General features: G+C 74.4%; 19 protein-coding genes. 11 read left to right on the forward strand and 8 right to left on the reverse strand.

From position 1 onward, the window contains the following. Positions 1–2 precede the first annotated feature (2 nt). The 4 genes from H9657_RS12485 (at position 3) to H9657_RS12500 (ending at position 2,306) form a co-directional block, all read left to right on the forward strand. Positions 3–938: an aldo/keto reductase gene (locus H9657_RS12485; RefSeq protein ID WP_191783740.1), complete on the forward strand. Its 936-nt coding sequence runs from the start codon at positions 3–5 to the stop codon at positions 936–938. A 219-nt stretch (positions 939–1,157) separates the two neighbouring features. Further along, positions 1,158–1,559, forward strand: coding sequence for a RidA family protein (locus H9657_RS12490; RefSeq protein ID WP_191783741.1), 402 nt, complete (start codon positions 1,158–1,160; stop codon positions 1,557–1,559). 98 nt (positions 1,560–1,657) lie between these two features. After that, on the forward strand, positions 1,658–1,876 hold the full coding sequence (locus H9657_RS12495; protein WP_191783742.1) for a hypothetical protein: 219 nt from the start codon (positions 1,658–1,660) through the stop codon (positions 1,874–1,876). Then, positions 1,866–2,306, forward strand: a complete 441-nt coding sequence (locus H9657_RS12500) for a TA system VapC family ribonuclease toxin (protein WP_318241472.1) — start codon at positions 1,866–1,868, stop codon at positions 2,304–2,306. The genes H9657_RS12495 and H9657_RS12500 overlap by 11 nt, the downstream gene beginning before the upstream one ends. A 38-nt stretch (positions 2,307–2,344) precedes the next feature. On the opposite strand, the gene H9657_RS12505 is transcribed toward H9657_RS12500, so the two are convergent. After that, positions 2,345–3,025, reverse strand: a complete 681-nt coding sequence (locus tag H9657_RS12505; RefSeq protein WP_191783743.1) for a TetR/AcrR family transcriptional regulator — start codon at positions 3,023–3,025, stop codon at positions 2,345–2,347. A 119-nt stretch (positions 3,026–3,144) separates the two neighbouring features. Here H9657_RS12505 and H9657_RS12510 point away from each other — a divergent pair, with 119 nt between their 5' ends. Beyond that, positions 3,145–4,626 (forward strand): MDR family MFS transporter, encoded by a 1,482-nt coding sequence (locus H9657_RS12510; protein WP_191783744.1) that lies wholly within the window; start codon positions 3,145–3,147, stop codon positions 4,624–4,626. A gap of 119 nt (positions 4,627–4,745) precedes the next feature. Here H9657_RS12510 and H9657_RS12515 read toward each other — a convergent pair whose 3' ends face one another. The 5 genes from H9657_RS12515 to H9657_RS12535 all read right to left on the reverse strand — a co-directional run bounded on the left by H9657_RS12515 (position 4,746) and on the right by H9657_RS12535 (position 9,841). Next, on the reverse strand, positions 4,746–5,651 hold the full coding sequence (locus H9657_RS12515; protein ID WP_191783819.1) for a siderophore-interacting protein: 906 nt from the start codon (positions 5,649–5,651) through the stop codon (positions 4,746–4,748). Positions 5,652–5,776: 125 nt separating this feature from the next. Beyond that, a complete protein-coding gene (locus tag H9657_RS12520) occupies positions 5,777–7,042 on the reverse strand; it encodes an LCP family protein (protein WP_191783745.1) in 1,266 nt (421 codons plus the stop codon). Positions 7,043–7,177: 135 nt separating this feature from the next. Continuing rightward, positions 7,178–7,543, reverse strand: coding sequence for a hypothetical protein (locus H9657_RS12525; protein WP_191783746.1), 366 nt, complete (start codon positions 7,541–7,543; stop codon positions 7,178–7,180). Positions 7,544–7,589: 46 nt separating this feature from the next. Then, the gene (locus tag H9657_RS12530) at positions 7,590–8,591 is read right to left on the reverse strand and encodes a TIGR03557 family F420-dependent LLM class oxidoreductase (protein WP_191783747.1); all 1,002 of its coding nucleotides are present in this window, start codon (positions 8,589–8,591) and stop codon (positions 7,590–7,592) included. A gap of 47 nt (positions 8,592–8,638) precedes the next feature. After that, complete coding sequence (locus H9657_RS12535; RefSeq protein WP_191783748.1) at positions 8,639–9,841, reverse strand: VIT1/CCC1 transporter family protein; 1,203 nt, start codon at positions 9,839–9,841, stop codon at positions 8,639–8,641. 178 nt (positions 9,842–10,019) lie between these two features. On the opposite strand from H9657_RS12535, the gene H9657_RS12540 reads away from it, so the two are divergent. Continuing rightward, the gene (locus H9657_RS12540) at positions 10,020–12,707 is read left to right on the forward strand and encodes a LuxR C-terminal-related transcriptional regulator (protein WP_191783749.1); all 2,688 of its coding nucleotides are present in this window, start codon (positions 10,020–10,022) and stop codon (positions 12,705–12,707) included. A gap of 54 nt (positions 12,708–12,761) precedes the next feature. Further along, positions 12,762–13,883, forward strand: coding sequence for a Gfo/Idh/MocA family protein (locus H9657_RS12545; RefSeq protein ID WP_191783750.1), 1,122 nt, complete (start codon positions 12,762–12,764; stop codon positions 13,881–13,883). A 152-nt stretch (positions 13,884–14,035) separates the two neighbouring features. On the opposite strand, the gene H9657_RS12550 is transcribed toward H9657_RS12545, so the two are convergent. Next, on the reverse strand, positions 14,036–14,896 hold the full coding sequence (locus H9657_RS12550; RefSeq protein ID WP_191783751.1) for an SDR family oxidoreductase: 861 nt from the start codon (positions 14,894–14,896) through the stop codon (positions 14,036–14,038). Positions 14,897–14,978: 82 nt separating this feature from the next. Then, on the reverse strand, positions 14,979–15,605 hold the full coding sequence (locus H9657_RS12555) for a hypothetical protein (RefSeq protein WP_225215235.1): 627 nt from the start codon (positions 15,603–15,605) through the stop codon (positions 14,979–14,981). 117 nt (positions 15,606–15,722) lie between these two features. Here H9657_RS12555 and H9657_RS12560 point away from each other — a divergent pair, with 117 nt between their 5' ends. Genes H9657_RS12560 through H9657_RS12575 form a run of 4 tightly spaced genes read left to right on the forward strand, consistent with a single transcriptional unit; the run spans position 15,723 to position 20,416 of the window. Next, entirely contained in the window at positions 15,723–16,961 is a 1,239-nt protein-coding gene (locus H9657_RS12560; protein ID WP_191783752.1) for a sensor histidine kinase, read from the forward strand. Beyond that, the gene (locus H9657_RS12565) at positions 16,958–17,644 is read left to right on the forward strand and encodes a response regulator (RefSeq protein WP_191783753.1); all 687 of its coding nucleotides are present in this window, start codon (positions 16,958–16,960) and stop codon (positions 17,642–17,644) included. The genes H9657_RS12560 and H9657_RS12565 overlap by 4 nt, the downstream gene beginning before the upstream one ends. A 49-nt stretch (positions 17,645–17,693) precedes the next feature. Further along, positions 17,694–18,725, forward strand: coding sequence for a TIGR03885 family FMN-dependent LLM class oxidoreductase (locus tag H9657_RS12570; RefSeq protein ID WP_191783754.1), 1,032 nt, complete (start codon positions 17,694–17,696; stop codon positions 18,723–18,725). Continuing rightward, a complete protein-coding gene (locus H9657_RS12575) occupies positions 18,722–20,416 on the forward strand; it encodes an alpha-amylase family protein (RefSeq protein WP_191783755.1) in 1,695 nt (564 codons plus the stop codon). Before H9657_RS12570 ends, H9657_RS12575 begins: the two co-directional genes overlap by 4 nt. Positions 20,417–20,423 lie beyond the last annotated feature (7 nt).

Consider the following 20,423-nt stretch of genomic DNA (forward strand, 5'->3'; position numbering starts at 1 on the left):
GCATGAGGACCTTCACCCTGCCGGGGACCGACGTCGTCGCTCCCAACGTCGTGCTCGGGCTCATGCGGATCGCCGAGAAGTCGGACGACGAGATCCGTGAGCTCGTGCGCACCGCCCGGGACGCGGGCATCGACTTCGTCGACCACGCCGACGTCTACGGCCGCGAGATGCACGAGTGCGAGCGCCGGTTCGCCGACGCGATGCAGCTCACGCCGTCGCAGCGGGACGAGCTGACGATCCAGACCAAGTGCGGGATCGTGCGCGAGGGGCCGTACTTCGACTTCTCGTACGAGCACATCGTGGCGTCGGTCGAGGGCTCGCTGCAGGCCCTGCGGACCGACCACGTCGACGTCCTGCTGCTGCACCGCCCGGACGCTCTCGTCGAGCCGGACGAGGTGGCGCGGGCGTTCGACGAGCTCGAGGCCGCGGGCAAGGTGCGGGCGTTCGGCGTCTCCAACCACACGCCGCGGCAGATCGAGCTGCTCAAGCGGTCCGTGCGCCAGCCGATCGTGGCCAACCAGCTGCAGCTGTCGATCACGCACGCCGCGCTGGTCGCCCAGGGCGTCGCCGGGAACATGGTGGCGGAGGACCAGTCCGTCACCCGGGACGGCGGTGGCCTGCTCGACTACTGCCGCCTGAACGACATCACCGTGCAGGCCTGGTCGCCGTTCCAGGCCGGGTTCTTCACGGGCACCTTCCTCGGGTCGGCCGAGTACCCCGAGCTCAACGCCGTCATCGACCGGCTCGCCGCCCGGTACGACGTGCCCCCGATCGCGATCGCCACGGCGTGGATCACGCGGCACCCCGCCCAGATGCAGGTCGTGCTCGGCACCACCACCCCCGAGCGGGTCGCCGGCGCGGCCCTCGGGTCGGACCTGCCGCTGACCCGGGCCGAGTGGTACGAGCTGTTCCGCGCTGCAGGGCACATCGTCCCCTGACCGGTACGTGCACGTCGGCCGCACAGGGCACCTGCCCGTGCGGCCGACGCGCGTCACGGTTCGTCCCCGGATGCCCGTCCGCGTCACACGGCCGTGACGTGGCGGCGCGCTGCGTCACCTCGCCGTCATCCGCCGGAGCCGTCCACGAAACCCGTCGTTCCTAGCGTTCGTCGCGGCGCAGCGATCCCCGGTGCGCCGAGCACGAGTGAGGAACGAACGATGACACAGCGTGAACTGATCGCCCCCGACGAGATGAAGCACCTCGTCGAGCGCTTCAACTACTCCCCCGCCGTCAAGGTCGGCAACCTGCTCTTCGCCGCCGGGCAGGTCGGGCGGGACGCGGACATGAACGTCATCGACTCGAGCCTCGAGGACCACATCGTCGCCGCCTGGGAGAACGTCGGCAAGGTGCTCGCCGCCGCGGGCGCGTCGTACGAGGACATCGTCGAGATGACGACCTTCCACGTCGACCTCCAGGAGCAGCTGCCGCTGTTCCTCGAGATCAAGGACCGCTACATCCCGCGCACGGCCGTCCCGCCGGCGTGGACCGCGATCGGCATCACCGAGCTGACGTTCCCCAAGCAGCTCGTCGAGATCAAGGTCGTCGCGCTGGTGCCGTGAGCGAGAGGGACCTCGGCTGAGCCCGACCTGCCGCCCGGCGGTCGGGCTCAGCCGCGCGCGCCGCGAGGCGTCCGTGATGCGGTGATACCGTGATGCACATGAGGACGACGCTGGAGATCGACGACCGGGTGCTGGCCGCCGCGCGCGCGATCGCCGAGCAGCAGAACGTGTCGATCGGACGGGCGGTCTCCGACCTCGCACAGCGTGCCCTCGAGGGCACGGCGCCCGCGTCGACCGTCCGCGGGTTCCCGGTCTTCCACGGCCCCGCGGGTCACGTGATCACCGACGAGCTGGTCGCCGAGCACCGTGACGACTGAGACCTGCTACCTGCTCGACGTGAACGTCCTCCTCGCGCTCGCCGCCGATGCGCACGTCCACCACGGCGCCGCGCACCGGTGGTTCGCCGGAGTCACGTCGTGGGCCACGACACCGGTCACCGAGTCCGCGTTCGTGCGCCTGCTGTCCAACCCGGCGGTCGCCGGACGGGCGATCCTCCCGGTCGAGGCCGTCGCGGCGCTGCGCCAGATGCGGACGGTCCCGGGTCACCGCTTCGTGCCGGACGACGCCTCGTTCGTCGATGCCACGATCGACCTCACACGGATGGTCGGCCCGCGCCAGGTCACCGACTACCACCTCGTCGAGCTCGCGAAGCGCACCGGGAGCACGCTCGCGACGCTCGACGCGAAGCTCCGTCGCTCGCTCCACCCGGCCGACACCCACCTCGTGAGCATCGTCCCGGCGGCCTGAGACCGACCGGACGCCCCGACCCACCGGGTCGACACGTCCTATCCGCTGCAGGCGCCGGCGAAGTACTCCGTCAGCCCCGACCGCACCCGCAGGTAGAGCGATCGGACCGGCACCGCCTCACCCCGCTCGGCGCGGCGCGCCCACTCGTCGTACGCCAGGCGCACGGCGGTGCCGATCGCGGTGACCACGATGCGGGCCTGCAGCTCGTCGACGTCGGCGGGGTCGCCGGCGTGCAGCACGATGGTCGTGAGCTCGTGCACCTGCTCGTCCTCGCGGGCGAGGGCGCGGGCCAGCAGGCTCGGGTCGGCGAGGACGAGGCGACGCACCCGCAGGACGCGGGCGTGACTCTCGGGCGGCTCGGCGTCGAAGGCGTCGATGTGCGCGAGGTAGGCCTGCTCGATCGCCCGGATGACGGTGGGGGGCGTCTGGTCGACGGCGCGCACGCTCGCGACGAGCCGTTCCACCGCGTCGTCGTCGACGAAGAGGGCGTTCTCCTTCGTCCCCGCGTGGCGGTAGAAGGTGCGCGGGGCGATGCCGGCGGCCTCGGCGATGGCCTCGACGCTCGTGGCCGGGACGCCCTGGCGCTCGAAGAGGTCGAGGGCGGCGTCGGCGATAGCGCGGCGGGTCTCGCGACGGCGGTGCTCGCGCAGGCCGCAGTCGGCGTCCGGGCCGTCGGGGACGACGTGCGGGCCGCGCTGCCGGTCGTCCACGTCGAGCATCCGCACATCCTCGCACCCCACGCGACTCATGGCAGTCACTGCCATATACTCGTCCGCCGGGCGCACGCAGCTCCTCCAGGAACGCCGTCCGCGACCCCTCCCCCTGACAGAGAGACCTCATGACGCTCGAGCACGACCTGCGGCCCACCCCGCCCGCCACCCCGGACGGGACCCCGGCGGTCCGCACCCGCCCCGTGATCGCGCTGCTCGTGGCCTCCGCGTTCGTCGTCATCCTCAACGAGACGATCATGGGCGTCGCCCTGCCCCGGCTCATGGTCGACCTCGACGTGACCGCCGCGACGGCGCAGTGGCTGACCACGGGCTTCCTGCTCACGATGGCGATCGTCATCCCGTGCACCGGCTACCTGCTGGCCCGGTTCCCGCTGCGGGGGCTGTTCTTCACGGCGATGTCGCTGTTCTCCGCCGGCACCCTCGTCGCGGCGCTCGCCCCGGGCTTCGAGATGCTGCTCGCCGGGCGCGTGGTCCAGGCCTCGGGCACCGCGATCATGATGCCGCTGCTGTTCACCACCGTGCTCAACGTCGTGCCGGCCACCCACCGCGGCCGCATGATGGGCGTCATCTCCATCGTCATCGCCGTCGCCCCGGCGATCGGCCCGACGGTCGCCGGCGCGATCCTGTCCGCGCTGGACTGGCGGTGGATGTTCTGGCTGGTGCTGCCGATCGCCCTGCTCGCGATCGCGCTCGGCGCGGTGTGGGTGCGCAACGTCACCGAGACCTCGGCGGCCTCCTTCGACCTGCCCTCGGCGGTGCTCGCCGCCCTCGGCTTCGGCGGCCTGATCTACGGCCTCAGCCTCGTCGGCGAGTCGGCGTCGGGCCACGCCCCTGTCGCACCCGGGGTCCCGTTCGTGGTCGGCGTCGTCGCGCTCGGAGTGTTCGTGCGGCGCCAGCTGTCGTTGCAGCGGACCGACTCCGCCTTCCTCGACCTGCGCACGTTCACGTCGCGGTCCTTCAGCCTCGCCGTGGTGCTCGTCGTCGTCGTGATGTCGGCCCTGTTCGGGTCGCTCATCCTGCTGCCGCTGTACCTGCAGCAGGCGCTCGCGCTCGACACCCTGACCGTCGGGCTGATGATGCTCCCCGGCGGCGTCCTCATGGGTGTCATCGCCCCGGTCGTCGGTGCCCTGTTCGACCGCTACGGGCCGCGGCCGCTGGTCCTGCCGGGCATGGTCGTCGCCGCAGCCGCGCTGTGGGGCATGACGACGTTCGACCTCGACACGCCGATCTGGTGGATCGTCGCCGTGCAGATGACCCTCAACCTGGGCCTCGGCTTCGTCTTCACGCCCCTGCTGACCTCGGCGCTCGGGTCGCTGCCGCGCTCGCTGTACTCCCACGGCAGTGCGATCACGAGCACCCTGCAGCAGGTCGCCGGCGCCGCCGGCACCGCCCTGTTCGTCACGCTCATGTCGGTCGGGGCCGCCGGTGCGGCGGCCACGGGCGCGGGGCCGGCGGAGGCGATGGCCGACGGCGTGCACCGCGCGTTCGTGGTCGGCGCGGTCATCGCCAGCGTGGCCGTCGTGCTGACGCTCTTCGTCCGCAAGCCCGCCGAGGTCGACGGGCCGGCTCCCGAGCACGTCGGCCACTAGGTCGACCCAGCGGCCTCGTCGAGACCGGGCTGGGACGTCGCAAGCGTCGCCGTGCGACGACTCAGGCCGGTCTCACGGTGAGCGGTCCCCCCGGTGGGGGGACCGCGGGCGGTGAGACGTCAGTTCGCCTCGCACTTCCCCTGGCGCCAGTAGCCCATGAACGCGACGGCCTTGCGGTCGACGCCGCAGCCGGTCACCAGGTGGCGGCGCAGGGTCTTGATGACGCCGGCCTCGCCCGCGAGCCACGCGTACAGGTGCGCCTCGGCGGCCAGGGGCGCGCCGGTCGTGTAGTCGATCGGCACCTCCCACAGCATGCCGGCGTCGATGTCGACGTCCTCGAGCTCGGCGTCGGGGGCGGGCGCCTGGCCGGGGAGCAGGCGCGCGGCGGCGGCCTGGACGCCCGGGACCAGCAGCTCGCCGTGCGCGCGGCCGTCGCGGCCGAGCCAGTGCACGTGCACGCCCTCGGGCGCGTCCAGGTCGAGGCGGTCGTCGGACCACGGCATCTCGATGAGGACCTCGCCGCGGGCGCCGCGCGGCAGGCGCTCGACGATGCCCGCGATGGCGGGCAGGGCCGTCTCGTCGCCGGCGATGAGCAGGCGGTCGGTGCGCGCGGGCGGCACGAAGTCGACGCCGCCGTGCGGGCCGACGTGGTCGGCGTTGGGGCCCATGACGACGAGCTCGTCGCCGACCTGCGTGGTCGACGCCCAGCGCGACGCCGGGCCGGTGTCGCCGTGCAGCACGATGTCGACGTCGAGCTCGCGCGGGTGGGGACGCACGCCGCGCGCCGTGTAGGTGCGCATCGGGTGGCGGCGGTCGTCGGGCAGCGCGCGCCACGAGCCGTACCAGTCACCGGTGCGGCCGAGGTCGATGAGGTCCGCGTACGGCGCGCCCGTGACGGGCAGGAAGAACTTGATGCGCTGGTCGAACCCGTTGTCCGCGAAGCGGTCGAGGTCGTCGCCCGTGAACGTGACCCGCAGCAGGCTGGGGCACAGCCGCTGCAGCGCGGCGACGCGCACGTGGAACATGCGGAACGGGGACGCCGCAGGTGCGGTCGTCTCGGCGGCCGTCGCAGCGGCAGCGGTCACGGGGGCCTCGGTCACGCCGTCAGCATAAGGTGAGGCTTACCTGATCGCGCAACCCCCGTCTCACGTCAGGCGGTGCACACGCCGGGCAGCGTCTCGGCGCCGAGCGCGTCCGTGCCGCCCGTGCCGTCGCCGGGGCCGACCGTGCCGTCGTCGCCCGCGCCTCCCGCAGGCGGGGTGGCCGCCCCTCCCGCGGGCGGGGTCGCCGCCTCACCCTGGCCGGCGTCGACCTCCGGGGCGGTCGGCTGCAGCGCCGCGGGCGGCTGGTCCGCGGCGAGCCGCTGCCAGATCTCGTCGGCGGCGGACGTCCACTCGACGCGGTTCGGGTCGCTCGCGGCCGCGGTCACCGGCACACCCGTGAAGACGACGCGCGTGCGGTCGATGCCGCGCAGGGAGTAGCCGAACGCGGCGAGCCGCACCGGGTCCGCGAGCTCGGGGTCGGCAGTGAGCGCACCGAGCACCGCGCGCGCGACCCCGTACAGCTCGCCCGCATCGCCCAGCACGTCCTTCGCCAGCAGCTCGCGCACCGCGGCCTGCACGAAGGCCTGCTGGCGCGTGATGCGCGTCAGGTCGCTGCCCATCTCCAGGCCCATCCCGGTGCCGTGCCGCGCGCGCAGGAACCCGATGGACTGCCACCCGTCGAGCCGCTGGTCGCCTGCAGGCAGGTGCAGGTCGCCGTACCGCGGGTCCTCGTCGACCGGGTCCGGCAGGCACATGCGCACGCCCCCGAGCGCGTCGACGACGTCGATCACGCCCGTCATCCGCACCACCAGGTGGTGCGTCACGGTGACGCCCGTCAGCGACTGGACGGTGCCGATCGTGCACGCGGCCGCGTGGTCGCTGCTCCCCTGCGGGCCGGCGCCGATCGAGAAGGCCTCGTTGAACATCGTGTGCCGGGCGCGCGACCGGTCGCCGTCGGGCAGCAGGCACTCGGGCACGTCGACGAGCGAGTCGCGCGGGATCGACACGACCTCCGCCCACGTCCGGTCCCCCGACACGTGCACGAGCATCGTCGAGTCGGACCGCATCCCCGGGGCCGCACCCGCGAGCGCCGCGTTCTCCTCGTCGCGCACGTCGGTGCCCATGACGAGGATGTTCATGGCCGCGCCCGCGAACGGGTCGTCGGGCGGCGCGGTCGTGGCCGCCGGCGAGGGCGCCGAGAGCACGAGGTCCTCGGCGGCGCTCACGTCCAGGCGTCCGCGCAGGTCCAGGTAGACGGCCGCCGCGCCGGACGCGACCGTCACGAGCACAGCCACCAGGACGATCGCAGGCCCCCGCGCCGTGGTCGCGGGCACGCGTGCGTGCCGTGGGCCGGGACGCACGCTGCTGGTCACGCACGTGAGGCTAGGGCTCCCGCCGGCCGCGAGGTGGGGCGTCGTGGGGCGGGTGCGTGAAGGTGTCGCGGAGGCGGCGCCACGGCCTCCCGGCGCCGACCGACGATCCCCCGGCGACGCCCGACGACGCCCGGGTCAGTCCTCCCAGGGCGGCGTCTCGTCGAGCTTCGCGTAGTACTTGGCGAGGTGGCTGCGCACCCGGTCACGGTCCTTGTCGGGCAGGTCGACGCCCCCGCGTGAGCCCTGCATGACGGCCGCCGCGGCGAACACCCCGCGCGGCACCGCGACGAGGTCGCCGTCCACGACGTCCGCGACGAGCAGCTTGTACGCCGTGAAGTTGTCCTTCTTCTCCGCGTCGTACCAGACGTGCGCGTCGCGGTACCGCTCGTTGGGCTCGTCCTGCGCGTCCGCCCACGTCCGCACGCGCCGTTCGGCCGCCGCACCGTCCCACTCGCGGTCGCGGTCGGCCAGGTCCAGGTCCTGGAAGGCGGTCACCGCCATGGTCGCTCCTCTCGTTGCGTGCCTGCGCGCCCCCGACGGGCGCCCGTCACTCGCTCGGCGCCGCCGCGCGCAGCCGCTCCAGCAGCGGGCCGGCGGCCTCGTCGAGGAACCGCTGCTGCAGCGCATCGCCCACCTGGACGACGGCGACGTCCGTGAACCCGGCCTCCCAGTACGCGCTCACGGCCTCGACGACGGCGTCGAGGTCCGGCCCGCACGGGATCGACTCCGCGACGTCCTCGGGCCGGACGAACTGGCTCGCGGCGTCGAACGACTCGGTGGTCGGCAGGTCGGCGTTGACCTTCCAGCCCCCGCCGAACCACCGGAACTGCTCGTGGGCCCGCGCGACCGCCTCGTCACGGTCCGGGCCCCACGAGATCGGGATCTGGCCGATCTTGCGCGACGGCCCGATGACCTCGATCGCCTCGAGCCCCTCGCGGGCCTCGTCCCAGCTGTGCACGAGGTCGGCGTCGGGCTCGACGGCGATGAGGTGGTCCGCGAGCCCCGAGAACCGCGAGACCGACTGCGCGCCGGACACCGCGACACCGATCGGCACCGGCACCTCGGGGATGTCCCAGAGCTTCGCCGAGTCGACACGGAAGTGCGCGCCCTCGTACGTCACGCGGTCACCGGTGAGCAGCTCGTGGATGATCTCGAGCGCCTCCTCCAGCATGTCGTGCCGCTCGCCGACCGCGGGCCAGCGCTCGCCGACGACGTGCTCGTTGAGGTTCTCCCCGGCGCCGAGGCCCAGCGTGAAGCGGTCCTGCGAGAGCAGCGCCATCGTCGCCGCCTTCTGCGCCACGACCGCCGGGTGGTAGCGGACGGTCGGGCAGGTCACGTACGTCATGAGGTCGATGCGCTCGGTGGCCTGCGCGACGGCGCCCAGCACGCTCCACGCGTACGGCGCGTGGCCCTGCTCGTCGAGCCACGGGAAGTAGTGGTCGGACGACACGGCGAAGTCGAAGCCCAGCCGGTCGGCCTGCTGCGCGTACCGCACGAGCTCGCGCGGACCGGACTGCTCGGTCATGAGGGTGTACCCGAATCGCGTCACCCTCCGAGCCTCACCCGACGCGCGCGATCCGGCATCCGGAGACGACGTCAGACCGCCGAGGTCCCGAACGTCAGACCGAGCAGGTACGTGACCGCGGCGGCGCCGTACCCGATCGCGAGCTGCCGCAGCGCGCGCTTCACCGGCGACGCCCCGGACAGCAGGCCCACCACCGAGCCCGTGCCGATCAGCGCGACGCCGACGAGCCCGCACGACCACGCGACGGCGGTGAACCCCGTGGCACCGAAGAGGTAGGGCAGCACGGGGATGAGCGCGCCGGAGGCGAAGAAGCAGAAGCTCGCCATCGCGGCGCCCCACGCGGTGCCGACCGACTCGTGCTCGTCGCGCGCCGGGGCCGGGGGCGCGGGCTGCGCCGAGGCGGCCGGCCCGTCCGCGCCGTCGCCGACGCCGCCGGTCGGCAGCGTGGTCGTCGTGCGCAGCAGCGACGCGTCGACCGCCTGCTGGGCCTCGTACTGCTGGAGCGACGCGAGCACGACGTCGGCCCGTGCGTGGGCGTCGTCCGCGCTCATGCCGCGCGCGCGGTAGACCAGCGCGAGCTCGTTGGCGGCGACGTCGAGGTGCGCGAGCGCCGTGGCGGCGTCGGCGGCGGGCCGCGACGCCTCGAGCAGCTCCCGCTGCGAACGCACGGAGACGTACTCGCCGGCCGCCATGGACAGCGCCCCCGCGAGCAGCCCCGCCAGGCCGGTGAGCAGCACGGTGGACGCCCCGACGCCGCTGGCACCGATGCCCAGGACGAGCGCGAGGTTCGACACGAGCCCGTCGTTGGCACCGAACACCGCGGCACGGAACGTGCCCGAGATCTGCTGGCGCCCCCGCATGGCCAGGCCGCGGACGACCTCCTCGTGGATCTGCTCGTCGGCCGCCATGCGGGGCGTCGCCTCGGCGTCCTGCCCGTACACCGACCGCGCCTCGGCCCGCTGCGCGAGCGCGTAGACCCACACGGACCCGAAGCGCCGCGCGAGCCAGCCGAGCATGCGCGTGCGCCAGTCGCCACGCACGGGCCGGCCGACGTCGTCGCCCAGCAGGTCGAGCCAGTGCACCTCGTGGCGCCGCTCCGCCTCCGCGAGCGCGACGAGGATCTCGTGCTCCTCACCGGTGCGACGTGACGCGAGGTCCCGGTACACGGCGGCCTCGGCACGCTCGTCGGCGAGGTTGCGCCGCCACCGGCGCAGCTGCGCCGAGGACGGACGCGGGCGGCCGTCCGGGCCGGTGGGGGCGGTGCGGGAAGGCATCGAGCTCCTGGGACGACGTGACGGGGTGCAGCGGCACGCTAGCGGGCCGCCGCGGGTTGCGAGGACGGGCGGCGCAGGAGTGCCGACACCCGTCACGAGGCGTTCCGGGCGTCCGAACAGTGGCGCTTCACCCGGTACCGCGTGAGCGCACCGTCCCCGGACCCCCGATACTTCCAACATGACGGCCGAGGCGTCGGCGTCCGGCGAGCCCGGGCGCGACGCGGGGGCGGCCGGGGCGTCGGCGCGACCGCCCCTGCACATGCCCGGGAGCGCGGTGGTCCGCGCGCGCCTGCTCGCGCGGCTCGACCGCACGCAGAAGGTCGCCGTGGTCCGCGCCGCCACCGGTTACGGGCGCACCACGCTCGTCTCGCAGTGGGCCGACGCCCAGCGCGCGGCGGGCCACCCGGTCGCGTGGACCGCGCGGCCGTGGAACCGCGACGACCCGTGGTCGGCCGTGCGCGACGCGCTGGCGTCCGCGCTCCGCGAGCACGGCGTCGACGTCGCCGGAGCGATGTGGCCCGACGCGCTCGCGGCCGCGATCGACGCGGTCGGGGGCCCGGTGGTCCTCGTGGTGGACGACGCGGACGAGCTGGACGACCCCGACACGGTCAAGGCCCTGGCCGAGCTGCTCGCGACGTCGCCCGCACTGCGGGTCGTGCTCGTCACGGGCCCGCGCTACCCGATGCTGCCGACCGGTCCGCAGCACCCCGTCCTGACGGCCGTCGGCCACCCGCTGCCGGTCCTCACGCTCACGGCGCGCGACCTCGAGCTCACGGCCGACGAGCTGCGCGCCGCGATCGCCTCGTGGGGTCACGACGTCGACGACGCGCACCTGGAGTACCTGGTCGAGCTCGTGGGCGGCTGGCCGCTGCTCGCGCGCACCGTGCTCGACGACACGCGACCCGACGACGAGCACCTCGCCACCGCCGCGGCGTACGCCTTCATCCGTGACGTGGTCGTGCCGTCGGTCGGCGACACGGACCTCCTCGAGATCGCGATGCTCGTGGCCACGGCGGGCGAGCCGACGCCGGAGACCGTGCGCCTGGTGCTCAGCACGGCCGGGCTCGAGGTGGGTCTCGACGACCCCGTCGACACCCTCCTGAGGCTCGAGGCCGTCGGCATCGCCGTGCGCGACCGCGAGCGCAGCGGCGCCGCCGCCCCCAGCAGCTGGCACGTCCCGGCGCTGCTGCAGGAGGTCCTGCGCCGTGAGCTGGAGCGGCGGGAGCCCGACCGCGCGGTCGCGATGCACCGGGCCCTGTCCCGCGCCGCGCTCCGCGCCCACCCCCCGGACCCGCGGCGCGCCGTCGAGCACGCCGCCCGGGCGCACGACTGGACGCTGCTGGAGACCTGCTGGCTGGACTTCGGCACGTACCTGGTCGCGACGGGCGGTCCCGACGTCGACGCCGTGTACAGCGCGGTCCCCGACGACGTCGCCGCCACGTCGACCGTGCTGGCCCTGGCTCGTGCGACGACGCGTCGCACGCCCGAGGAGCGCGCGGACGCGCGCGAGCTGGTGCTCGGGCTCATGACGGAGCTGGGCTCGCTCGCGCTCGACGGCGCCTGGCGCAGCCGCACGGCCGCCGGCCGCTGGACCGGTGCGGCCGCAGCGCTCGTGGCGGCGCGCGCCCGCGGCGACATGCGGCGGGCGATGACCATCATGCGCGACACCGAGGTCGCTGCCGCCCGCGCGGGCGTCAAGGGCGGCACCGCGGGCCGCTCGTACTGGTGGTTCCTCGTGCAGGCGGGCCGCACGGCGCTGCTCGAGGGCGACCTGGGCGCGGCCCTCGACCTGCCGATGCGCGCCTACGAGCTCGCGGACCCGTACCGGGCGCCGGACGTGCGCGCGGCCGCGGCCGGGCACGTCGCGCTCGTGCACGCGCTCGACGGGATGCTCGTCGACGCCGACCGGTGGCTCGTACGGCACGTGGAGGCGCTCGAACCCGAGTGGGAGGACGTCGTGCGCGACACGGCGGCCGACGTGGCCGAGGCGATCCTCGCCACGGGTCGGCTCGACCGCGCGGCCACCGACGCGGCGCTGTCACGGCTCGAGCTGGAGGTGCGGGCGCCGGACGTGACCTGGCCCTTCCTGCTGCGGGCGCGCGTGCGGCGGGCCGTGCTGTTCGGCGACCCCGAGAGCGGCCTGGCCGAGCTCGAGCAGATCGAGCGCACCCGGCACTCCTGGCTGGAGCAGACCGTGACGGTGCAGCGGGCCTTCCTGCGGATGCGCGCGGAGCTGCTGATCGCGCTCGGGGAGATGCACCGGGTGGCGGACCTGCTGGCGGAGCCCGACCCGACGGGCGCGTGGAGCGACGTGCCCCGCGCACGCTGGCACCTGCTGACGGGCGACCCGCACGCGGCGATGCGGGCGGCCGTGCTCGGCGGGCGGCGTCGGCGCGTCAACCTGGGCGACCGCACCGACCTGCTGGTGCTCGAGGCGTGGGCCGCCCACGAGGTGCGGCAGCCGGTCCTCGCCGCGCGCGCGTTCCGCACGGCCCGCCGCCTCGCGGGTGAGCAGGGCGCGCTGCGCAGCTTCGCCCACCTGCCGCCGGACCTGCGCGACGAGCTGGCGGAGCAGTCCGGCCTGGGCTTCACCGAGGACGAGCTGGCACGGCTGGCGGCGACCGGTCGCGTCGTGCCGGAGCCGGGACGTCTGGTGCCGCTGACCCCGCGCGAGCGCACCGTGCTGACGCTCCTCGACGAGCACGCCACGACCCGTGAGGTCGCGAACGCGCTGACCGTGTCCGTCAACACCGTGCGCAAGCAGGTGCTGAGCATCTACGCGAAGCTCGGCGTGCACGACCGCGAGTCCGCGCTGCGGCGTGCGCACGAGCTGGGGATCGTGAGCCCGGAGGACCCGGCACGGTGATCCGCCGGTGCGTCGCCGGCCGCGGCTAGGGTCGACGCCGACGAGGAGGTCCGTGTGACGCAGCAGCAGCCGACCCGGTTCGGGGTCGTGGGGTCCGGGTGGCGTGCCGAGTTCTTCGTGCGGGTCGCACGCCTGATGCCCGACCGGTTCCGGTGCGTGGGCGTCGTGACGCGCACCGCCGAGCGCGGCGCGTGGGTCGAGGCGCACTGGGGCGTGCCGACCGTGCGCACGGTCGAGGAGCTGGTCACCGGCGCGCTGCCGGGTGCCGGCCCGGCGCCCGACCGGCCCGAGGTCGTCGTGGTCGCGACGCCGTGGCCCGTGACGCCGGACGTCGTCCGCGAGGTCGTGGACGCCGCGGTCCCGGTGCTCGCCGAGACCCCGCCGGCGCCCGACGTCGACGGGCTGCGCGCCCTGTGGGCCGACGTGGGCGCGACGGGGCTCGTGCAGGTCGCGGAGCACTCGCCGTCGATGCCGGCGCACCGCGCGCGCCGGGCGGTGATCGCGGCGGGGACGATCGGCGAGCCGACGAGCGTGCAGATCTCCTCGACGCACCTGTACCACGCGGTCGGTCTGGGCCGGTACCTGCTGGGCGCCGGACGCGGCCCGGTGACGGTGCGCGCGCAGGCGTTCACGGCACCGCTGCTCGAGCCCGTGGGGCGCGACGGCTGGACGGGCGCGACGTCACCGGAGCCGGTGCGGTCGATCCTCGCGACGCTCGACCTGGGTGACGGCCGCACGATCCTCTACGACTTCACCGACAACCAGTGGTACAACCCGCTGCGCACCAACCGCATCGTGGTGCGCGGGTCGCACGGCGAGATCGTCGACGACGCGGTGACGCGCTGGGTCGACGAGCGGACGGTGCTGACGTCGTCGATCGTGCGGCGGCAGGCCGGGATCGAGCAGAACCTCGACGGCTTCGACCTCGAGCACCTGTCGATGGACGGCCGCGTGCTGTACCGCAACCCGTTCGCGGGGGCGCGGCTGGCCGACGACGACCTGGCGGTCGCGCACCTGCTCGACGACACCGGCGCGTGGCTGCGCGGTGACGCCCCGCCGCCGTACCCGCTGGCCGACGGCTGCCAGGACCACCTGCTGGGCCTGGCGATCGAGGAGTCGGCCCGCACGGGAGCCCCGGTGACGACGACGCCGGAGGCCTGGGCCGACGCCCTCTGACACCTCTGACACCCTCTGACACCCGAGAACCCCACCACGTCCCACCTGTCGGGACGCACCCCCGTCGAGACCGGGCTGCGTCGTCGTCCGAGGCCCTGAGGACGACTCAGCCCGGTCTCGACGGGGTGGATCGGGTGGGATGGGGTCGAAGGTCAGGACGTGGCGGACCAGGCGGTGGTCAGGCCGGTCGCCAGGGGGGTCGTGGGGCGGCCGAGGAGCGTGCGCAGGGTGTCCGTGGCGTCACCGAGCGCGCCCGTGGCGATGTTCTGGTCCAGCGCGACGACGAACCCGGCGGTGCCCTCGTCGAGCCCCGCCGCCAGCAGGCCCGCGCGCTGCTCGTCGGGCGTCACGTCGCGGTAGACGACCTCGCGGCCCAGCACCTGGGACGCCGCGGCAGCGAGCTCGTCGTGCGTCCACGCGTGGTCACCGGTGAGCTCGTACGTGCGGCCGTCGTGCGCGTCCGTCGTCAGCACCGCGACGGCGCCTGCGGCGAAGTCGGCGCGCGTCGCGGACGCCACCCGGCCCTGGCCGACGGAGCCGACGATCTCCCCCGTCGCCGCAGCCTGGCGCAGGGTCTGCACGTAGTTGTCGGTGTACCAGTTGTTGCGCAGCACGGTCGCGACCAGGCCGGACGCCGCGAGCAGCTCCTCGGTGGCCTTGTGCTCGGGCGCGAGGACCAGGTCGGTCGTGTCGGCGTGCGGCGCCGAGGTGTACACGACGCGGCGTACGCCGGCGGCCCTGGCGGCGTCGATCGCGGCGCCGTGCTGCGCGACGCGGCGGCCCACCTCCGACCCGGAGACGAGCATGAGCGTGTCGGCGCCCGCGAGCGCGGCCGCCAGGGTCTCGGGGCGGTCGTAGTCGAGCTCGACGACGCGCGCGCCGCGCTCGGCCAGGTCGGCGGCGCGCTCGGTGCGGCGGCCGCCCGCGACGACGTCCGTGACGCCCGCGTCGAGCAGCCCCTCGACGATCAGACGGCCCAGGTGGCCGGTGGCCCCGGTGACGACGACGGACATGTGTCCTCCTGCAGGTCGGGATGCGGTCGTCCTCGCAACCCCGCGGGCGCGCCAACCCTTCCGCGGGGCCGCGCACGCGCCGTCAGGGCGTCCGGTCCGCGGCCTCGCCCGCGCCGGCCCGGACCTGCTCCTCGTCGCCGTCGTCGCCGTCCGCGGCGTCCGCGAACACCTGCCACACCGGCCCGGCGACGAACCAGATGCCCATGACGAGCGTCGCCCGGCCCGCCCAGCCGAGCAGGACCTCGCGCTGCGCGGGGTCGTCGGCGATGAGCAGCAGGACGCCGAGCACCGCGATCGCGACGACCCACGCGAGGACCACGCGCAGCCACAGCCGCCACTCGTGCACGACCTTGGCGCGGCCGCCCGACGGCACACGCGGCGGGCGCGGCCCGTCGAAGAACCGCCAGGCGACCCACCCGTCCACCTTGTGCACCGTGTACCGGCCGAACGCCACGGTGAAGCCCAGGTACAGGGCCGCCAGGCCGTGCGTCCACGTCGCCTCGGCGCCGCGCAGCAGGTCGGTGACCGTGGCGACCAGCAGCACGACCTCGATCAGCGGCTCGCACAGCAGCAGGACGGTGGACAGCCGACGGCGGCGGAACACGTAGCGCGCGACGACGGCCGCGGCGAGGAACACCCAGAACGCGACCTCGCACGCGATGACCAGCGCGGCGACGGGGTGGTCGCGGACCCACTCGACGATCTCCATGCCCCGACGGTGCCGCGCCGGGGCGTCCGCGCGCGTCCGGCGGACGGACCGACGTGCGCGCCGCGTCTCCTCCGTCCGGAGGAGAGCCGCAGGTCACGGACGTGCTGGGATGGGTCCATGACCACTCACCTCGCCGCCGTCGTGCGCTGGGTGCGCACGCCGCCGCGGGGGCCGGCGGCGGACCGCGCGTACGCGGTGGCGCTGCTGCTCGTGGGGCTCGCGCTGCTCGCGCTCGACGTGCGGATGATCGGCACGGACGAGCCGTTCGTCGACCTGCCGGGCGGCACGATGCCCTGGCAGGTCGGCATCCTGCTGCTGGGCACGACGGCGCTGCTCCTCAAGCGACGCCGGCCCGTGCTCGTGCTCGTGGTGGTCGCGGTGCTGCTCGCCGCCGACGTCGCGCTCGGCGGCAGCCTCGGCATGTACCTCGTGCTGTTCGACGCGCTGTTCACGGTCGCGCGGGCCGCGGCACCGCGGGCGCGGGCGGTCGTGCTGGGCGTGCTGGTGGCGCTCGTCCTGGCCGTGCTGGTCGGGACCGTCGTCGTCGGGGCGTCCGCCCGGGACGTCGTGCAGCTGACGCTCGTCGCCGGGTCGCTGCTGCTGCCGCCGTGGTGGTGGGGCTCGGACGTGCGCCGCTCGGAGGTGCTGGCGGCCGAGCAGTCCCGCCGCGCCGACGCCGAGCGGGCGCGGGCCGACCTGGCACGCGCGCATGCCGACGACGTCGCGCGCATCGCCGCGCTCGACCGCGACCGGGCGGTCCAGGACGAGCGCGCGCGCATGGCCCGCGACCTGCACGACGTCGTCGCGGGGCACCTGTCGGCCGTCGCCATCCACGCCGAGGCCGCGCTCGCCGCACCGCCCGACGAGTCGCGGGACCGCGCGGCGCTGGCCGCCGCCCGCGCCGGGTCGCTCGACGCGCTGGCGGAGATGCGGTCGATGATCCTGGTGCTGCGCGAGGGCGCGGACGCCGATGCGACGACGGCCCCGGCGGGACTCGCGCGGCTCACCGACCTCGACGTGGACGTCGTCGGGGACGTCCCCGACGGGCTGGCCGCCGCGGTGGACCACGCGGCCTTCCGCATCCTGCAGGAGGCGGCGACCAACGCGCACAAGCACGGCGCGGGGCGGGCCTCGGTGCGGTTCACCGCCGACGGGGGCGCGCTCGAGGTCGTCGTCGAGAACGCGCTGCGCACGGACGCCGTGCCCGTGAACCCAGCGCTGACCTCGTCCACGGGCCTGGAGACCATGCGCGAGCGTGCGACCGCGCTGGGCGGGACCCTGACGGCGGCACCCACCGGGGCGACGTGGCGCGTGCACGCCCGCCTCCCCCTGCGACCAGGAGACGAGACACGTTGACGGAGCCGAACGGGACCACCGCAGACACCGCCCGCGTCCGGGTGCTGCTGGCCGACGACCACGCGGCGATCCGCGCCGGGCTGCGGCTCATGCTCGAGCAGTCGGGCCGGGTCGAGGTCGTCGGGGAGGCCGCCGACGGTGACGTGGCCGTGCGGCAGGCGCGCGCGCTACGCCCCGACGTCGTGCTCATGGACGTGCGGATGCCGGGGACGGACGGCATCGCCGCGACGGCCGCGATCGTCGGCGAGCGGCTGGCCGAGGTCGTGGCGCTGACGACGTTCGACCTCGACGAGTACGTGCTCGGCATGGTGCGCGCGGGCGCCGCCGGGTTCCTGCTCAAGACCGTCGGCGCGGGCGAGCTGGTCGACGCGGTGTGCCGGGTGGCCGCCGGTGAGGGCGTGCTGGCGCCCGAGGTGACGCGCCGCCTGCTCGACGCGGTCGCGTCCCACGTCCCGGCCGCGGCACCCGTCCCGCCCGACGACCGGCTCGCGAGCCTCACCGCGCGCGAGCGCGACGTCCTCGACGCACTCGGCGACGGGTTGTCGAACGCCGACATCGCGGCGCGGCTCGTGGTGTCGGAGACGACGGTGAAGTCCCACGTCAGCCACCTGCTGGCCAAGCTGGGCGTGCGCACGCGGCTGCAGGCGGGGGTGCTGGCGCGGGACGTCCGCGGCCCGGGCTGACCACCTCTCACCGAGCGGGACAAGCGTCCAGCCGGTAGGAAGGTGCCCCATGGTGCGCGTCGGATTCCACAACTCACACGAGCAGGTCCATCCCTCCGCGTTGCTCGCGGCGACCCAGCTGGCAGAACAGCGCGGGTTCGACGCCGCGATGTGCTCGGACCACTGGGCGCCGTGGCAGTCGTCGCAGGGGCATTCCGGCTTCGCCTGGACGTGGCTGGGGTCGGCCCTCGCGACCACCCGGCTGCCGTTCGGCGTCGTCAACGCGCCGGGTCAGCGGTACCACCCGGCGATCATCGCCCAGGCGGCGGCAACGCTCGCCGCGATGTACCCGGGGCGCTTCTGGGTGGCCCTGGGATCCGGCGAGAACATGAACGAGCACATCACCGGCGACGGGTGGCTGCCCAAGCCGGTGCGCGACGCGCGCCTGGTCGAGTGCGTCGAGATCATCCGCGCCCTGCTCGACGGCGAGGAGGTCACGCACGACGGCCTGGTGAAGGTCGACCGCGCCAAGCTGTGGACGCTCCCCGACGTCAAGCCGCTGCTCATCGGCCCGGCGGTGTCCGTCGCGACGGCCCGCAACCACGCCCGGTGGGCCGACGGGCTCGTCACGGTCAACCAGCCGAAGGACAAGCTGCGCCAGGTCGTCGACGCGTACCGCGACGCGGGCGGCCGCGGCGAGATCGCCCTGCAGGTCCACGTGTCCTTCGCCCCCACCGACGCCGACGCGCTGCGCCTGGCGCGCGAGCAGTGGGCCGGCAACGCGATCGGCCCTCCCGTCGCGTGGGACCTGGACACCCCCGAGGCGTTCGACCAGATCGCCGACAAGGTCAGCGACGACCTGCTGCGCGGCTCGGTGCTCGTCGAGCACGACCCGCAGCGCCTCGCCGACCGGCTCGTCGAGCTCGCGGGGATCGGCTTCGACGCCGTCTACCTGCACCAGATCGCGACCGACGTCGTCGCGTCCGACGACAAGCACCCCGACGCCGCGGACACGGCCACGCAGCCGTCGTCGTCGCTCGAGGCGTTCATCGACATGGCGGCCGAGCACGTGCTGCCCGCCCTGAAGGAGGCCCACGCGTGAGGATCCGCGACACCGGTGACCTGTGGTGGAAGTCCGCCGTCATCTACTGCCTCGACGTCGAGACCTACATGGACTGGAACGACGACGGCGTCGGCGACCTGCCGGGGCTCGTCCAGCGCATCGACCACCTGGCCGAGCTCGGCGTGACGTGCCTGTGGCTCATGCCGTTCTACCCGACGGCCGACCGTGACGACGGCTACGACATCACCGACTACCTCGGCGTCGACCCGCGGCTCGGCGACGCGGGCGACCTCGTCGAGCTGATCCGCACGGCCAACGACCGCGGCATCCGCGTCATCGCCGACCTCGTCGTCAACCACACGTCCGACCGGCACCCGTGGTTCCGCTCCGCACGTCGGTCGAAGGACAGCCCGTTCCGCGACTGGTACGTGTGGCGGCAGGACGCCCCGCCGGACACGTCGAAGGAGGTCGTCTTCCCCGACAAGGAGGACGGCATCTGGACGTACGACGAGCAGGCCGAGGCCTGGTACCGGCACCGCTTCTACAGGCACCAGCCGGACCTCAACACCGCCAACCCGGAGGTCCGCGACGCGATCGCCAAGACCGTGGGCTACTGGGCGCAGATGGGGCTGGACGGCTTCCGCGTGGACGCCGTGCCGTTCTTCCTCGCGGACACGGCCAAGACGCCGGGCGACGACATCGAGCACCCGCACGAGTTCCTGCAGCAGCTGCGCGCGTTCCTGTCGCGCCGCACGGGGGACTCGATCCTCATGGGCGAGGTCAACCTGCCGTACGACCAGCAGCGCCAGTTCTTCGGGGACCACTCGGGCGACGGGGAGGACGAGGGCAAGGAGCTGAACCTGCAGTTCGACTTCGTCCTCATGCAGCAGATGTACCTGGCCCTCGCGCGCCAGGACGCGGGCCCGATCGCCGCCACGCTGGAGTCCCGCCCGGAGATCCCGTCGGACGCGCAGTGGGCGACGTTCGTGCGCAACCACGACGAGCTGACGCTCGACAAGCTGTCCGACGGCGAGCGTCAGGAGGTGTTCGACGCGTTCGGCCCCGAGCCGGAGCACCAGCTCTTCGACCGCGGGCTGCGCCGCCGCCTGCCCCCCATGCTCGACGGCGACCCGCGCCGCGTGCGGATGGTCTACTCGCTGCTGTTCAGCCTCCCGGGCACGCCCGTGCTGTTCTACGGCGAGGAGATCGGCATGGGCGAGAACCTCGCGGCGGAGGGTCGGCTCGCGGTCCGCACGCCCATGCAGTGGACGTCGGGCAAGAACGGCGGCTTCTCGGCCGCGCCGGCCTCGCGGCTGGCAGGGCCGGTGCCGGAGGGCGCCTACTCGCCCGCGCACGTCAACGTGTCCGACCAGCGGCGGGACCCCGACTCGCTCCTGAACTTCGTCCAGAAGCTCGCGCGGCGCTACCGCGAGTCCCCCGAGCTGGGGTGGACGACCCGCGTCGAGATCCTCGACCAGCCGCACGCGGGCGTGCTCGCGCACCGCTCGACGTGGCAGGACGCGTCGATGGTGGCACTGCACAACCTGGGCCCCGAGGCCGTGCGCGTGCCGCTGCACCTGCCGGACGCCGACGCGGACTGGCGGCTCGTGGACCTGCTGCAGGACGACGAGCACGCGCCGAACGGCTCCGGGAAGGTCGAGATCGAGCTCGAGGGGTACGGCTACCGGTGGCTGCGCGTCGTGCAGCCGGGGTCGCGCCGGCTGCTGTGACGTGCGG

The sequence above is a fragment of the Cellulomonas avistercoris genome (genome assembly GCF_014836445.1).
GTDB classification, from domain to species: Bacteria; Actinomycetota; Actinomycetes; order Actinomycetales; family Cellulomonadaceae; genus Cellulomonas; species Cellulomonas avistercoris.

What these genes read in the sequence shown, in the direction of transcription:
- H9657_RS12485 (WP_191783740.1), top strand. Translation starts at nt 3, where the DNA reads ATGAGGACCTTCACCCTGCCGGGGACCGACGTCGTCGCTCCCAACGTC.
- H9657_RS12490 (WP_191783741.1), top strand. Translation starts at nt 1,158, where the DNA reads ATGACACAGCGTGAACTGATCGCCCCCGACGAGATGAAGCACCTCGTC.
- H9657_RS12495 (WP_191783742.1), top strand. Translation starts at nt 1,658, where the DNA reads ATGAGGACGACGCTGGAGATCGACGACCGGGTGCTGGCCGCCGCGCGC.
- H9657_RS12505 (WP_191783743.1), bottom strand. Translation starts at nt 3,025, where the DNA reads ATGCTCGACGTGGACGACCGGCAGCGCGGCCCGCACGTCGTCCCCGAC.
- H9657_RS12510 (WP_191783744.1), top strand. Translation starts at nt 3,145, where the DNA reads ATGACGCTCGAGCACGACCTGCGGCCCACCCCGCCCGCCACCCCGGAC.
- H9657_RS12515 (WP_191783819.1), bottom strand. Translation starts at nt 5,651, where the DNA reads ATGTTCCACGTGCGCGTCGCCGCGCTGCAGCGGCTGTGCCCCAGCCTG.
- H9657_RS12525 (WP_191783746.1), bottom strand. Translation starts at nt 7,543, where the DNA reads ATGGCGGTGACCGCCTTCCAGGACCTGGACCTGGCCGACCGCGACCGC.
- H9657_RS12535 (WP_191783748.1), bottom strand. Translation starts at nt 9,841, where the DNA reads ATGCCTTCCCGCACCGCCCCCACCGGCCCGGACGGCCGCCCGCGTCCG.
- H9657_RS12540 (WP_191783749.1), top strand. Translation starts at nt 10,020, where the DNA reads ATGACGGCCGAGGCGTCGGCGTCCGGCGAGCCCGGGCGCGACGCGGGG.
- H9657_RS12550 (WP_191783751.1), bottom strand. Translation starts at nt 14,896, where the DNA reads ATGTCCGTCGTCGTCACCGGGGCCACCGGCCACCTGGGCCGTCTGATC.
- H9657_RS12555 (WP_225215235.1), bottom strand. Translation starts at nt 15,605, where the DNA reads ATGGAGATCGTCGAGTGGGTCCGCGACCACCCCGTCGCCGCGCTGGTC.
- H9657_RS12560 (WP_191783752.1), top strand. Translation starts at nt 15,723, where the DNA reads ATGACCACTCACCTCGCCGCCGTCGTGCGCTGGGTGCGCACGCCGCCG.
- H9657_RS12570 (WP_191783754.1), top strand. Translation starts at nt 17,694, where the DNA reads ATGGTGCGCGTCGGATTCCACAACTCACACGAGCAGGTCCATCCCTCC.